We start from the raw sequence: 15,105 nt of genomic DNA on the forward strand, positions 1-15,105 counted from the left end.
CGGCGTTAACGCTCCGTAAACCTTCATGCTCGAGTTTCAGTCCCACCATCCGGCGCGCCGTTCCGGCGGAGGAAGGCGCAGCGAGCAGGAACGACACTCATGATCGAAACCGTCGCGCTCGTCCTGTTTCCGACTCTCATGGTGTTCGCCGCTTTCACCGATCTGCTCACCATGACGATTCCCAATCGCGTGTCGGTCGCGCTCGTCGTCGCTTTCGCCGCGCTCGCCGCCTATACGCATATGCCGGTCGCGAGCGCGCTCTCGCATGTCACATGCGGGCTCACCATGCTCGTCGCCACTTTCGCGATGTTTCACCTGGGCTGGATCGGCGGCGGCGACGCCAAGCTCGCCTCGGCCACTGCCTTGTGGCTCGGCTGGGATCTTCTTCTCGATTACGGATTGACGGCCTCGCTCGTCGGCGGCGCGCTGACCCTCGCCATTCTCGAGCTGCGTCGGCGCGAGCCGCGCGCCGTGGCGAGCTCCCCGCGCTTTGCGCATCTTTGCGACAAGATGGCCGGTGTTCCCTATGGCATTGCGCTCGCCATCGGCGGGTTGCTGGTCTATCCGCAGTCCCCGGTCTGGACTCTGCTCGTCGGCGCGTGAGCAAATCCTTGCTCGCGCCGGCGCAATCATCGTTCCCGAGCGCTGCCGCGGCGCGATTTCCCTGGCGCGCGCCGGCTGCCTTCGCTGCGCTCGTCGCCTGCGTCGTTGCGCTGCGGCCATACACCGGAATCGTCGGCGATTCGGTGCTCTACATGGGCGGAGCGCTGGCCGCTCTCGATCCGCAGGGGATCGGACAGGATCCCATGTGGCGGCTCGACGGCCAGATGCGGTTCAGCCTGTTCCCGGCGCTGCTGCGCCCGCTGGTCGGTCTGCTCGGCGCCGAGCGCGCCGCGTTCGCCGTCGCCGTGTCTGGAATCCTTCTCTGGTCCGCCGCGCTCGTCACGCTGGCGCGCGCGCTCACGGGGCGGGAGAAGGCCGTCGCCGTCGTGCTCGCCTGCGCGAGCTTCTCGGCGGCCTATAATTCGCACGCCACCGTTTATTTCGGCGAGCCTGTCGCGACGCCGCGCGTCTTCGCCGAGGCCGCCGTGCTCGCCGCATTCGCCGCGACGCTCTCGGGCCGCGCCGCGCTCGCCGCGGCGTTCGCGGTCCTTGCCGCACTGCTGCATCCGGTGATGGCGCTCGCCGGCGTCGGAACGCTGTTCGTCTTCCACGGCGCCGCCGACCGGCGCTGGCTGTTCGCCGGCCTCGCGGGCGCCGTCCTCTGCATCGGCGCGGCCCTGCTCGGCGCGCCTGTCCTCGAGCGGCTGACGACGCCGATCGATCCGCAATGGCTCGCCATGCTGCGCGGGCCCGACGATTATCTGTTCCCGACCACCTGGCCGGACCGAGTCTGGTGGCTGATGGCGCAGCGCGGCGCGACGGTCGCTCTCGCCGCCGCCGTCACGCGAGGGACGATACGGCGCCTGTTCGTTTCGATTCTCGTCGTCACCGTGGCGTCGATGGCGCTCACTCTCGTCTTCGGCGATCTCTATCCGCTGCTGCTCGTCGTGCAGGCGCAGCCCTGGCGGGCGGGATGGCTGCTGGCGCTCGCGGCCGCCGCCGGATTTGCGCTCTGCGGCCTTGCGCTGTGGCGCGAAGGGCCGGGCTCGCGAATCGTTCTCGCGCTGCTCGCTCTTTCCTGGCTCATCGATTCGAGCGCCGTGGGCGCGCTCGTCGCGGCTCTCGCTCTCGCGCTGCGCTGCTCGCGCGTCGATCTCTCCCGTTTCGCCGACGGAGCGGCCGGCCGCTGGCTGTGGATCGGCGTCGGCCTGCTCTCCCTCTTCGAGATCGTGGTGAATTATCGACTCGCCGCGGCTTTCACCGCCGCGGCGCCGGCGGGCGCGCGGCCGCCGCCCTATTGGCTGATGCTCGACGGACATGTGTTCGCCGTGCCGATCGCATTGTTCGGCGTCTATCTCGCCTCGCGTCCGCCGTTGCGCGTCGCTCCGCGCCTTCTCGCTGCGGCGAGCGCGGCCTTCTGCCTCGTCGTCGCGGCGAACTGGCGGCAGGAATGGGACAGCTTTCGCAGGTCGCTGGTTCGCTCCGGCCGTCAGAACGACCTCGTCGAGATTCTGTCCGCGCGGCCCGGGCCGATCCTGTGGCTCGGAGGCAATCAGGAGGCCTGGTATTGGGCGGGTCGGCCGAATTGGGCGGCGGGCGTGCAGGGTATGGCCATCATCTTCTCGCGCGAGCTGACGCTCGCCTGGTTCGAGCGCATGCGCGCGCTGATCGATCAGGGCTGGATCGCCGACGGCGGCACGATCTCGCGCAGGCTCTCCAAGCCCGATCCCGTCTATCCCGACGTCTCTCCGGAAAAGCGCGCGCGATTTTGCGCGCGGGCCGACGCGCCGGCCTGGATCATCGCGCCCATCGCGTCCGAAAACGCGGCGGCCGGCGTGACGGTGTGGCGGGCGCCGGGACGGCGCTTCGCCTTCGATCCGAACGAGAGGCCGATGATCGGCGTCGAGCTCTTCGCCGTCCATCCCTGCGCGGACGTAACGCGGGATTAACCATAATTTGACGTTTGTCCGCTTCAATCTCCATCGCTCCGTTCTAGCCGGAGCGATGGGAACTCGCGCAGATGAACAAAGCCCAGATCGCTGTCCTCGGCGTCGCCATTCTCGCGGGCGGAGGCGCTTTCGTCATGCTGAACACCGAATCGGCGCCGCAGCAGCCGATGCAACTGGTCGCGCCGGCGCCGCCGCGCACCGACCAGGTGCTCGTCGCCGCCCGCGATCTTCCCTATGGCGCGGCGCTGGCCGAGGCGGATACGAATTGGATCGAATGGCCGATCAACGCCGTTCCTCAAGGCGTGTTGCGCAAGAGCGAAGCGCCGGAGATCAAGAAAGATATCCAGGGCGCCTTCGTGCGCAGCCCGATCGCCAATGGCGAGCCGATTCGCCGCGAGCGCTTGGTCAAGGGTCAGACGCCCGGGCTCATGTCGACCATGCTCTCCGCGGGCCGACGCGCCGTCGCGATCGACGTCTCGCCCAATACGACGGCGGGCGGATTCATTCTACCCAATGATCATGTCGACGTGGTTCGCCTGTTTCGCGATCCAGAGCAGGGCGGACAGATCGGCTCCGACATGAACTCCGAAGTGATCTTGAGGAACGTTCGCGTCCTCGCAATGGGTCCGGTGTTCGAGACCAAGAACGGCGAAGCCGTCGTCACCGGCGCGACCGCCACTCTCGACCTCGAGCCGCATCAGGCGGAGCACGTCATTCTCGCGCAGCGCTCGGGGCAGCTCGCTCTGATGCTGCGGCCGATCGCCGATGCGCTCGCGGACGAGAAGCCGCAGATGGCGCCGGCCGGCGAGGACCCGCTGACGATCGTGCGCTTCGGCGTGCCGACCACAATGCGCGCGCGGTGACGCGCGCCGCACCGAAGAAAGAGACGATGCAATGGACATTCGGCGAGGAACGGCGCGCATGACCTGCTCGAGACGTCACTTGGTTCCTGTCCTCGCCGCCGCGGCTCTGGCCCTCGTCGGCGCGGGGCGGCTTCCCGCTCGCGCGGCCCCGCAGAACTGGGGCATCGAATCGGACGCCGACGCAATCATGTCGCGGCGCGTCGCAATGGGCGTCGGCAAGTCGATCATCGTCGACCTGCCGGCCGACGCGGCGGAGATCGTCGTCGGCAATCCCAAGGTCGCCAACGCCGTCGTGCGCTCGACCCGCAAGCTCTACATCATGGGCGTCGAGACCGGCCAGACGACGATCTTCGCGCTCGACCGCAACGGCCGTCAGATCGCCAATCTCGAGATCAGCATCGGCCGCGACGTCGGCGAGCTCGGCCCGCTGCTGCACGCCGCTCTGCCCAATTCGAACATCTCCGCCCGCACCGTCAATGACGCGATCATTCTGACGGGCACGGTCGACTCCGCTTCGGAGGCGCAGCGCGCCGTCGACATCGCCAAGGGATTCGCCGCGCGCTCGGCCTCGGTGCAGGGCTCCGGCGCCTCCGGCGACGGCCTCGTCGTCAATGCGCTGGTCATCCGCACGCAGGATCAGGTGATGCTGAAGGTCACCGTGGCCGAAGTGGAGCGGCGCGTATTGAAGCAGCTCGGCGTTTCCGCGCAGACCGGCGGCGAGACGATGCTGAAAGGCGGCTGGGGTCAGCTCGTTCAGCAAAATCCCTTCGCCATCAACTCGCCGCTGACCGCGAGCGCCCTGACCATCAACGGCAACAACAACACCACGACGACGCTGAAGGCCTATGAGCGCTACGGCGTGTCGCGCGTGCTGGCGGAGCCGACGGTCACCGCCATCTCGGGCGAGTCCGCGAAATTCACCGTCGGCGGCGAGGTCGCGGTTCCCGGCAACACGAGCTGCATCGCCGGCGTGTCCTATTGCGCGCCGAGCATCGTGTTCAAATCCTATGGCGTGTCGCTCAACTTCACGCCGGTGGTGCTCGCGCAGGGGCGCATTCTGCTGCATCTCGCGACCGAGGTGACGGAGCTCGACTATCAGTCCGCGCAGAGCTATGGCGGCATCACCGTGCCGGGCTTCAAGACGAGAAAGAACGAGACCAGCGTGGAGCTGCCGTCCGGCGGCTCGATCGCGACGGCCGGCCTTCTGACGCAGAAGTCGGATCAGGCGATCAACGGCCTGCCGGGCCTCATCAATCTCCCCATTCTCGGCGCGCTGTTCCGCTCGCGCGATTATCAGCGCAACGAGACGGAGCTGCTCATCGTCGTCACGCCCTATATCGCCCGCGCGCTGGCCGCGCGCGACGTCACGCGGCCCGACGACGGCTTCGCCGACGCGAGCGATCCGCAGGCGTGGCTGCTCGGACGCGTCAATCGGCTCTACGCCAATCCCCAACATCCGCAGGCGGCTCCTCAGCTCAAGGGTCGCATCGGCTTCATTCAGGACTGAGCGCGAAGCGAGGAGCGGCTCCCATGTCTATGCGATCCACGAGAGCGACGATCGCGGCGCGTTTGGCCGCGCTCGGCGCGCGCGCGGGCTGCGCCGCGGCGCTGGCGGCGCCGCTCGCCGGCTGCGGCGTCAACAAGGTGCTGCCGCCGCCTTCCGTCGTTCACGATTATCGCGATCGCCATCCGGTCGTTCTCGCCGACGCGACCACCGCCATCGACATCTTTCCGGCGCAGCGGCTCGATCAAGCGACGGTCGACCGGATCCAGTCCTTCGTGCACCGTTATCGGCGAATTGGCCATGGACAGATCACGCTGCTCGCGCCGACCGGCGCGCGCGATCCGGCGGCCGCGCGGGCGGGCGTCGACGCCGTGCGGCGGCAGCTCGCCGACAATGGCGTCGCCGAAGCGGTGTATGTCGGCTCTTATCCGGTGAGCGATTCCGACCTCGCCGCGCCCGTGCGGCTGTCGTTTCAGGGGATCAAGGCCAAGGTCGCGGATCGTTGCGGCGAATGGCCCGAAGATCTCGCCTCGGCGAGCTCGCTCAAGGGCTGGAACAACGACACGCACTGGAATTTCGGCTGCGCCAGTCAGGCGACGTTCGCCGCTCAGGTCGACGATCCGCGCGATCTCGCCGCGCCGCGCGGCGAGACGCCGGCCGACATCGAATCGCGCATGCGCGCGCTGAACAAGGTGCGCACGGGCGTCGATCCGTCGACGAAGTGGACCGTCAAGGGCACGAATATCAGCTCGGTGGGAGGTGATTGATGAAAAGCGACGCCGGCGCGGCGAGCGGCGGAACGGCGCCGCAGATCGCCCCATTGCCGCGTATTTCCGTGCAGGCCTTCTGCGAGACGCAGGATTTCGTGGCGGTTGTGAATGCGGCGGCCCTCGACCGCCGCATGGACAAGACCCATGTGAAGGTTCATATGGGCGGCGTCGCCGCGGCCATCGAGGCGTTTCGCGGCGCGCCGACGCCCAATCTGATCATTCTGGAGACGCTCGGCGACCGGCGTCAGCTGATCGCCCAGCTCGATACGCTCGCCGAGTCCTGCGATCCGGGGACCAAGGTCGTCGTGGTCGGGCACGAGAACGACATTGCGCTCTATCGCGATCTGATTTCTCGCGGCGTCAGCGATTATATCGTCGCTCCGCTCGACACTCTGGGCTTCATCGCGCGGCTCTCCGAGCTCTATACGGTCGCGGCGGAATCCCTCGGCCGGATCATTGCGATCGTCGGCGCCAAGGGCGGCGTCGGCGCGTCCTGCATCGCCCATAACCTCGCCTGGTCGATCGCGCGCGGCCTGCAGATGCAGACGGTGATCGCCGATCTCGATCTTCCCTTCGGCACCGCGGGCCTCGACTTCAACCAGGACCCGCCGCAAGGCGTCGCGGAGGCGGTGTTCGCGCCCGATCGCGTCGACTCCAATCTCGTCGACCGCCTGCTGTCGAAATGCAGCGATCAGCTCAGCCTTCTCGCCGCGCCGGCGACGATCGATCGGCTCTACGATCTGCCGGAGTCGGCCTTCGACGCGATCATCGATGTGCTGCGCTCCACTTCCCCCTGCACGGTGCTCGACGTTCCCCATCAATGGTCCGCCTGGACGAAGCGCGTGCTGATCGGAGCCGATCAGGTGGCGATCGTCGCGGCTCCGGATCTCGCGAGCCTGCGCAATACGAAGACTCTTCTCGACGCCTTGCGCCAGGCGCGGCGCAATGACGCGGCGCCGAAAGTCGTTCTCAACACGGTCGGCGTTCAGCGCCGGCCGGAGATCGCGCCGGCCGACTTCGCCAAGGCCATAGAGATCGAGCTCGCGGCGGTGATTCCGTTCGAGCCGAAGCTGTTCGGCTCCGCGGCCAATAACGGGCAAATGATCGCCGAGGTCGAACCGGGCTCGAAGATCGTCGAATCCTTCGACGCGCTCGGCCGCGATTTGATGGGCCGTACGGGACTGCGAAAGGCGAAAGCCGGTCTGCTCGCGCCGCTCTTCGAGCGGCTTGCGCGCAAGCGCGCCGGCTGACGCGCGGCGACAGGAGAGCGGGGAATGTTCGGAAAGCGTACCAATGTCGGCGCGGAGCAGCCGCGCGCACGGGCTCCCGAGCCGGCCGCCCCTGCGCCGAAGCCCGCGGCCGCCGCGCCCGCGCCCGCGCCGCCGCCCCCGGTCGAGCAGCGCAAGTCCGATCAATATTACGCGACCAAGAGCATGATCTTCGCGGCGCTGATCGAGGCGATCGATCTCGCTCAGCTCTCCAAGCTCGAGCCCGACAACGCCCGCGAGGAAATCCGCGACATCGTCCATGAGATCGTCGCCATCAAGAGTGTGGTGATGTCGATCTCCGAGCAGGAGGATCTGCTCGAGGACATCTGCAACGACGTGCTCGGCTACGGCCCGCTGGAGCCGCTCCTGATGCGCGACGACATCGCCGACATCATGGTCAATGGCTCGTCCAGGACCTATATCGAAGTCGGCGGAAAGATTCAGCTGACCGGCATAAGGTTCCGCGACAATGCGCAATTGATGAACATTTGCCAGCGCATCGTCAGCCAGGTCGGCCGCCGTGTCGACGAATCCTCGCCGATCTGCGACGCGCGCCTCCTGGACGGCTCGCGCGTCAACGTCATCGGCCCGCCGCTCGCCATCGACGGGCCCGCGCTGACGATCCGCAAGTTCCGCAAGGACAAGCTCACTCTCGATCAGCTGATCCGCTACGCCAGCATTTCGCCCGAAGGCGGAGAGGTGCTGAAGATCATCGGCCGTGTGCGCTGCAATGTGCTGATTTCCGGCGGCACGGGCTCGGGCAAGACCACTCTGCTCAACTGCCTCACCAATTACATCGACGCGGACGAGCGCGTGATCACCTGCGAGGACGCGGCCGAGCTGCAATTGCAGCAGCCGCATGTCGTGCGTCTGGAGACGCGCCCGCCCAATCTCGAAGGGCAGGGCGCCGTGACGATGCGCGATCTCGTCAAGAACTGTCTGCGTATGCGTCCCGAGCGCATCATCGTCGGCGAGGTGCGCGGACCCGAGGCGTTCGATCTGCTGCAGGCGATGAACACCGGCCACGACGGCTCGATGGGCACGCTGCACGCCAACTCCCCGCGCGAGGCGCTGGCGCGTCTCGAATCGATGATCACCATGGGCGGGTTCTCGCTTCCGGCCAAGACCATCCGCGACATGATCGTCTCGTCGATCGACATCATCGTGCAGGCGGCGCGTCTGCGCGACGGTTCGCGCCGCATCACCCATATCACCGAGGTGCTGGGGCAGGAGGGCGACGTGGTCACGTTGCAGGATCTGTTCATCTACGAGATTCTCGGCGAGGATTCGAACGGCCGCATCATCGGGCGTCACCGCTCGACCGGCATCGGGCGCCCGCGCTTCTGGGAGCGCGCCCGCTATTACGGCGAAGAGAATCGTCTCGCGGCGGCGCTCGACGCGGCGTCGGTCGACGAAGCGGCCGATTAGGGAAAGGGCATCGCGTGGATCGGCAATCTCTCATCGGCGCTGCGCTCGTCACGCTCGCGGTCGGCGGCGTCATGTATGCGGTCGTCTACCCTTATCTCTCGGGCGACATCAAGGCGCAGAAGCGCACGGCGGCGCTGATGGCGACCGGCGAGCGGCGCCGCGAGGGCCGCAGCGCGGATCCGGCCAAGCGCCGCAAATTGATTCAGGACAGCCTCAAGGACATAGAGACCAAGGCCGCCAAGAAGCTCACGCTGGAGCAGCGCATCGCGCAGGCGGGCCTCGGCGTGTCCCGTATGATCTTCATTGTCGCCGCCGGCCTCGTCGGCTTCGTCGCGGCATTCCTCTCCTTCGTCACGAATCACGATCTCCTGCTCGCGCTCGGCGTCGGGGTCGTCGTCGGCGTCGGCTTTCCGCATTGGATGCTGGGCTTTCTGGCGAGGCGGCGCGTCGCGAAATTCATCGAGGCGTTTCCCGGCGCCGTGGACATCATCATTCGCGGCATCAAGGCGGGCCTTCCGGTCGGCGACTGTTTCCGCATGATCGCCGCCGAGGCCGAGGAGCCGGTACGAAGCGAATTTCGCCAGATCATCGAATCGCAGACGATCGGCCTCTCGATCGGCGAGGCGACAGAGCGCTTCGCCGAGCGCATGCCCGTCGCCGAAGCCTCCTTCTTCTCGATCGTCATCAGCCTGCAGGAAAAGTCCGGCGGCAATCTGTCCGAGGCGCTGAGCAATCTCGCCGGCGTGCTGCGCGAGCGCAAGAAGATGAAGGCGAAAGTCAGAGCCATGTCGGCGGAGGCCAAGGCCTCGGCCGGCATCATCGGCAGCCTCCCCTTCCTCGTCGGACTCGCGGTCTGGTTCACCAACAAGCCCTATATGGCGGTGCTGTTCAACACGACCGTCGGCAATGTGATCATCGCCGGAAGCCTGCTGTGGATGGCCGTCGGCGTCTTCATCATGAAGAACATGATCGATTTCGAGATCTGAAGCGAAGAGCGCCGCAGCGTGGCAGGGCGAAGACATGTTCGACACATTCGTCAAATATGCGTTCAACGGGCGGTTGATGTTCAGCCTGATGGTCGCCATGGCCATCATCGCCACGGTAGTCTCCATCGGCCTCACCTTCTCGGGCGGCGACCGGCTGGCGAAGCGTATGAAGAGCGTCGCCAGCGAACGCGAGCGCATCAGAGCGCGCGAGCGCGCCGCCGCCCACGCCAAGGCCGAGAGCAATGGCGCGAAGGGACTGCGTCAGCAGCCCAAGGTCTATATGAAGCAGGTCGTCGACCGCTTCTCCTTGTCGACGTGGCTCGCCACAGAGGACGCCAAGATGCGGCTCGCCTCGGCCGGCTATCGCGGGCCGCAGGCCGAGGTCGCCTTCCTGTTCTTTCGTCTCGTCGCGCCGATCGCCTTCGTGCTGTTCGCGATCTTCTATCTCACCGTGCTCGACGACTCGGACTGGTCCTTCCTCGTCAAGACGGGCATCGTGATCTTCGTGGCCTATCTCGGCGTCAAGACGCCGGAGCTCTTTCTCTCCAATGCGATCGCCAAGCGCCAGCAGAGCATGCGCATCGCCTTTCCCGACGCGCTCGACCTGATGCTGATCTGCGTCGAATCGGGCATGTCGATCGAGCACGCCTTCCGCAAGGTGGGCAAGGAGATCGGCGTGCGCTCGATGCCGCTCGCGGAAGAGTTCGCGCTGGCGACGGCCGAGCTCGCCTATCTGCCCGACCGGCGGCAGGCCTTTCACAATCTCGCGACGCGCACGGGCCTCGATTGCGTCAAGCAGATCTGCACGGTTCTCATTCAGGCGGAGAAATACGGCACGCCGCTCGGTCGCGCGCTGCGCGTGACGGCGCAGGAGAGCCGCGACATGCGCATGGCCGAGGCGGAGCGCAAGGCGGCGGCGCTGCCTCCCAAGCTCACCGTGCCGATGATCGTGTTCTTCCTGCCGGTGCTGATGGTGGTGGTGATGGCGCCGGCCATCATCCAGGTGATGTCTCAGAGCTGGTGAGGCGGCGCGCCCGGCGCGGGCGTCTTGCCGGCGCGCGCGCCGTAATTCTGAATTTCGCGCCAGCTGTTCGACTGCGCGATCATCTGGCGGATCGACGCCACATTGGCGGCCGCGTCGATCGGCGAGAGATCGTGACGCGACCAGCGCTCGGCCTCGTCGAACTTGCCTTGCAGAGCGAGCACAAGCGCGAGATTCTGGCGCACGCGCATATCGGCCGCAGGCTGCGCGGCGGCGGTCAGCAATGTCTCTTCCGCCACCGGAAGCTGCTTCGACAGGGCGTAGGAGAGGCCGAGGTTGGACAGCACGTTCGGCTCGTCGGGCCTGATCTTCAGCGCGGCCTGATAATAATCGCGCGCCTCCTCGTGATGGCCGAGCTGATCGGCGATCGAGCCTTGCGCGGACAGCACCGACCAATCGGGACGTTCGGGCGTATGAGCGCGGCCCAGCACTTCGGCGGCCTCTTGCAGACGTCCGGCGTCGGCCAGCGCTTTGCCATAGGCGGAGAGCACGTCCATCGAGTCGGGATAGCCGATGGCGAGACCCTGCAGCACGGCGACGGCCTGCGCATGGCGGTCGAGCTTCGTCAGCGCGCGCGCGTATGTGAGGGCGACCGCCTTGTTCTTCGGGGCCGCGTCATAGCGGCGCCCCCACTCTTCGGCGAACCGCCTCAGCTCGCCTTCGTCGCGCGGAAGCTCGGCGCGCCGCTGCGGGCCGATCGAGCCGGTGACGTCCGCGATCTTGCCGCAGCCGCCGAGCGCGAGGAGGGCGCAGACGGCGAGCGCCTTCGCCGCCGGCCGCGCGGCGTCGAGTTTCGAAAGGGACATGGGGTCCGTGCTCCTCTTGGCGCGAAAACCGTCGAGGTCCAGCAATAATTCGTTAACCCTAACGCTTTCTTAACGCGCGCCATCGGCGATGCGGCGGATGAGCTCGGCGAAATCCTCGCGCCATTGTTCGAAGGCAAAGCCGAGCGCGAATATATGCTCCATCTCCTCGACCGAGAAGCTGCGTAGACGGCCCGCGGCGCGAAGCGACGCAATCTCCCGCGCATAGCCGTCGAAAGCGGCGTCGAGTTCGACGTTCGCCTGCGGCGCGCGGGTGTCGCGCAGCGCGCCTGCGCAGTCGCGCGCCTGCGCTCCGGCGCGCGTCGAGATCTGATCGAGCGCGGGCGCGAGCCGTGCAGCGAGGTCGGGCGGCAGCGGCGTGAGCGCGGCGCGCCCGATCATCACGAGATCATGGCGCATGCGCAGCAGCGCCTGCAGCAGCGGCGCGAGGTCGGGCTCGGCGCCGGGCGCCGCGATGCGTTCGTGCCGCGCCTCCTGCTCTATCCGGTCGAGCCGCGCGAAGGCGGCGCCGACGCCGCGCTGCAGAGCGTGGATGGTCTCGGGGTCTTGTCCCTCGGCGAAGCCGGCGAACAGCGGCGGCAGCGCCTCGGCGATCGTCTCGAGCATTTCGGCGGCGGCCTGACGCGCCAGCACGCGCGCCCGCGCCGGAAAAACGACATGCGAGACGACGAGCGCGACGGCGCCGCCGAGCGCGACTTCGAGCACGCGGTCATAGGCCGAGTGAAACGGCGTCGCATGGGTGAGCGTCGGGGCCAGCACGACGATGACGCCGGTCGAGGGCGCGACCGAGAAGCGCGGAGTGAAGGCGGCGAGCGTCGCCAGCGGCGCGATGGCCAGCGCGAGCGAGCCGACGAGCGCCGCTTCGCCGGCAGGGGGGAGCAGAGCGGAGACGAGGCCCGCATAGATCGCGCCGCCGACCGTGCCGAGCGCATAATCGATCGTCGCCTTGACGGAGCGGCCGACGCTCATCTGCGTCAGAATGACCGCGGTGAGCACCGCCCACAGCACCATCGGCGTGCCGATGAGATGCCCGACGACCAGCGTCGAGACCGCGGCGACGGTGATGCGCGAGCCGAGCGCCCATTGCATGCGGCGGCGGCCCGAGGCGGCGCGGCGCCAGATGCGGCGCAGGATGGCGAGGGCGCCCATGAATCATCCTCGATTTCTGGTCGAAGCGTCGAGAGTGAAGCGACGCGGCGACCCGTCCATATCTACATTCCCCACCTGTGCACGAACCAGCTCTTGGCGAGATGGGCGAGCAGGGCGTAGCCGAAGAGGAAAGCCGCGATCGCCGGCCAATAGAGAAGCGGCAGCGGCGTGAAGCCGAATACTCCGGCGAACGGCGAAAAGGGAAGCGCCGCGCCGACGAGGCAGACGACGAGGCTCGTCAGCAGCAGCGCATTGCTCGCCCGGCTCTGCACGAAGGGAATGCGCGAGGTGCGGATGATGTGGATGACGAGGGTCTGCGTGAGCAGGGATTCGACGAACCATCCTGTCTGAAACAGCGGTGGATTCGTCCAGGCGTCGAAGGTGAAGATCATCAGCGCATAGGTTGCATAGTCGAAGATCGAGCTGATCGGCCCGACGAAGAGCACGAATTTGGCGATATTGTCGATGTCCCAGCGGCGCGGGGTCGCGAGATATTCCTCGTCGACATTGTCCGTCGGGATCGCCGTCTGCGAAAAGTCGTAGAGCAGACTATTGGTGAGAACCTGGATCGGCGTCATCGGCAGGAAAGGCAGGAATGCGCTCGCGCCGAGCACGCTGAACATGTTGCCGAAATTGGAGCTCGCGCCCATCTTGATATATTTGACGATGTTGGCGAAGACTTTGCGGCCCTCGAGCACGCTGTCGCCGAGCACGGCGAGACTTTTTTCGAGCAGGATGATGTCGGCCGATTCCTTGGCGATGTCGACCGCCGTGTCGACGGAAATGCCGACATCGGAGGCCTTCAGCGCCGGCCCGTCATTGATGCCGTCGCCGAGATAGCCGACGACATGGCCGCTCCGATGCAGCGCGTCGATCACGCGCGCCTTCTGCGGCGGCGACAGCTTGGCGAACACGACCGTCTTCGCGGCGAGCGCGGCGAGTTCGGCGTCGCTCGCCTCGTCGATCTCGGCGCCGAGCGCGACGCGGTCGACGGCGAGGCCCACGTCCTTGCAGACCTTGCGCGTGACGATGTCGTTGTCCCCGGTCAGGATCTTCACGGCGACTCCGGCTTTCGCCAGAGCGGCGATGGCGCCGGCGGCGCTGTCCTTGGGCGGATCGAGAAAGGCGATATAGCCGACGAGGATCAGATCGCGCTCGTCCGCGGTGGAGAAGGTCGCCTGTTCCTGCGGCAGCTCCTTATAGGCGACGGCGACGACGCGGAATCCGTCGCCGTTCAGCTCCTCGGTCTCGCGCCGCGCGGCGTCGAGATGCGCCGGATCGAGCGGTCCGCATCCGTCCGCCGCCTCATAGCGGTTCGAGACGGCGAACAGCTCCTCGACGGCGCCCTTGCAGATGAGGAGATGCGGCCCGTCGTCGCGCCGCACCACGACGGAGAGCCGGCGACGCTCGAAATCGAAGGGGATCTCGTCGATTTTTTCGAATTCGTGGTCGGGCCGCAGCGCGTGAACGAGCTCGTGATGCTCGAGCACGGCGCGGTCGAGCAGATTCTTCAGCCCCGATTGGAAATGGCTGTTGAGAAAAGCGAGCTCCAGCACGCGGGCGGACTCCTCGCCGAAAATGTCGAGGCAGCGCTTCAAAATAATGCGATCCTGCGTCAAAGTCCCGGTCTTGTCGGTGCACAGCACGTCCATGGCGCCGAAGTTCTGAATGGAGTTCAGCCGCTTCACGATCACCTTCTTGCGCGAGATGGCGATCGCGCCCTTGGCGAGATTGACGGTGACGATCATCGGCAGCATCTCCGGCGTCAGGCCGACGGCGACCGAGACGGCGAACAGCAGCGCCTGCAGCCAGTCGCCCTTGGTCACGCCATTGATGACGAAGACGGCCGGCGCCATCACCGTCATGAAGGCGATCATCAGCAAAGTGAAGCGCGTGACGCCGCGGTCGAAGCTCGTCTCGACGCGCGGGCCGGAGATCTCGTCGGCCATGGCGCCGAAGCAGGTGCGCCGGCCGGTCTCGACGACGACCGCCGTCGCATAGCCGCTGACGACATTCGCGCCCATGAGCGCGAGATTTTTCGCCTCGAACGGATCACGCGCCGGCGCCGCCTGCGCGCTCTTCTCCACCGGCATGGATTCGCCGGTCAGCGCCGATTGATTGACGAACAGGTCCTTGGCCTCGATGAGCCGCAGATCGGCGGGAATCATGTCGCCGGCCGAGAGCCGCAGAATGTCGCCCGGCGCGAGCCGCTCGACCGGCTCCTCGACGAAGCCGTCCGCCGTATGCGCGCCCGGCCGGCGCACCGAGGCGTGCGTGCGCACCATGGCCTGCAGCTTCGCGGCGGCCTGATTGGAGCGATGCTCCTGCACGAAGGCGAGGCCGACGCTGAGCACGACCATGGCGGCGATGACGATCGCCGCGCGCAGATCGCCGAGCGCATAGGACGCGACGGCGAGGGAGAGCAGCAGAGCGTTGAGCGGATTCTTCGCGCGGCCGGCGAGTTCCCTCAGGACGTTCGGATGACGTTCGCGGGCGATGCGGTTGAGGCCGACATGGCGCAGCCGCCGCGCCGCTTCGCGTGGGGCAAGGCCGTTGCGCGTCGCGCCGAGCCGCGTCAGCAGCTCGTCGCTCTGCGCTTCGGCGGCGCGCAGAAGCGCGTCGTCGCGCCGTCGTTCGATCGGGGGACGCATCGCGGCGACTTGCCGATTCATGAGAGCGGCTCCAGTGTGAAGAGGCCCGTTCCGCCGAGCCGAGATCA

General features: G+C 67.0%; 12 protein-coding genes. 9 read left to right on the plus strand and 3 right to left on the minus strand.

The window, feature by feature from the left end:
• Positions 1 to 99 precede the first annotated feature (99 nt).
• From AC6IW9_RS12710 to AC6IW9_RS12750, 9 genes are all read left to right on the plus strand, one after another.
• A complete protein-coding gene (locus AC6IW9_RS12710) occupies positions 100 to 603 on the plus strand; it encodes an A24 family peptidase (RefSeq protein ID WP_497764082.1) in 504 nt (167 codons plus the stop codon).
• Positions 600 to 2,552 carry a hypothetical protein gene (locus AC6IW9_RS12715; RefSeq protein ID WP_497764083.1) on the plus strand — a complete coding sequence of 651 codons (1,953 nt, stop codon included), beginning with the start codon at positions 600 to 602 and terminating at the stop codon, positions 2,550 to 2,552. Before AC6IW9_RS12710 ends, AC6IW9_RS12715 begins: the two co-directional genes overlap by 4 nt.
• A 71-nt stretch (positions 2,553 to 2,623) precedes the next feature.
• Complete coding sequence (gene cpaB / locus AC6IW9_RS12720) at positions 2,624 to 3,415, plus strand: Flp pilus assembly protein CpaB (RefSeq protein ID WP_497764084.1); 792 nt, start codon at positions 2,624 to 2,626, stop codon at positions 3,413 to 3,415.
• Between the two features lie 58 nt (positions 3,416 to 3,473).
• Positions 3,474 to 4,922 carry a type II and III secretion system protein family protein gene (locus AC6IW9_RS12725; protein ID WP_497764085.1) on the plus strand — a complete coding sequence of 483 codons (1,449 nt, stop codon included), beginning with the start codon at positions 3,474 to 3,476 and terminating at the stop codon, positions 4,920 to 4,922.
• A 23-nt stretch (positions 4,923 to 4,945) separates the two neighbouring features.
• Positions 4,946 to 5,686 (plus strand): CpaD family pilus assembly protein, encoded by a 741-nt coding sequence (locus AC6IW9_RS12730; RefSeq protein WP_497764086.1) that lies wholly within the window; start codon positions 4,946 to 4,948, stop codon positions 5,684 to 5,686.
• Entirely contained in the window at positions 5,686 to 6,939 is a 1,254-nt protein-coding gene (locus AC6IW9_RS12735) for a CpaE/TadZ family protein (protein WP_497764087.1), read from the plus strand. The genes AC6IW9_RS12730 and AC6IW9_RS12735 overlap by 1 nt, the downstream gene beginning before the upstream one ends.
• Positions 6,940 to 6,963: 24 nt before the next feature.
• On the plus strand, positions 6,964 to 8,385 hold the full coding sequence (locus AC6IW9_RS12740) for a TadA family conjugal transfer-associated ATPase (protein ID WP_497764088.1): 1,422 nt from the start codon (positions 6,964 to 6,966) through the stop codon (positions 8,383 to 8,385).
• Positions 8,386 to 8,399: 14 nt separating this feature from the next.
• Positions 8,400 to 9,371 carry a type II secretion system F family protein gene (locus AC6IW9_RS12745; RefSeq protein ID WP_497764089.1) on the plus strand — a complete coding sequence of 324 codons (972 nt, stop codon included), beginning with the start codon at positions 8,400 to 8,402 and terminating at the stop codon, positions 9,369 to 9,371.
• Between the two features lie 34 nt (positions 9,372 to 9,405).
• Positions 9,406 to 10,395, plus strand: coding sequence for a type II secretion system F family protein (locus tag AC6IW9_RS12750; protein ID WP_497764090.1), 990 nt, complete (start codon positions 9,406 to 9,408; stop codon positions 10,393 to 10,395).
• Here the strand turns inward: AC6IW9_RS12750 and AC6IW9_RS12755 are convergent.
• The 3 genes from AC6IW9_RS12755 to mgtA all read right to left on the minus strand — a co-directional run bounded on the left by AC6IW9_RS12755 (position 10,383) and on the right by mgtA (position 15,058).
• Positions 10,383 to 11,219: a tetratricopeptide repeat protein gene (locus AC6IW9_RS12755; protein ID WP_497764091.1), complete on the minus strand. Its 837-nt coding sequence runs from the start codon at positions 11,217 to 11,219 to the stop codon at positions 10,383 to 10,385. The two genes, AC6IW9_RS12750 and AC6IW9_RS12755, sit on opposite strands and share 13 nt — an antisense overlap.
• A 69-nt stretch (positions 11,220 to 11,288) precedes the next feature.
• Positions 11,289 to 12,386: an FUSC family protein gene (locus AC6IW9_RS12760; RefSeq protein ID WP_497764092.1), complete on the minus strand. Its 1,098-nt coding sequence runs from the start codon at positions 12,384 to 12,386 to the stop codon at positions 11,289 to 11,291.
• 62 nt (positions 12,387 to 12,448) lie between these two features.
• Complete coding sequence (mgtA, locus tag AC6IW9_RS12765) at positions 12,449 to 15,058, minus strand: magnesium-translocating P-type ATPase (RefSeq protein ID WP_497764093.1); 2,610 nt, start codon at positions 15,056 to 15,058, stop codon at positions 12,449 to 12,451.
• Between the last annotated feature and the right edge of the window lie 47 nt (positions 15,059 to 15,105).

This window comes from Methylosinus sp. shoA (genome assembly GCF_059718125.1).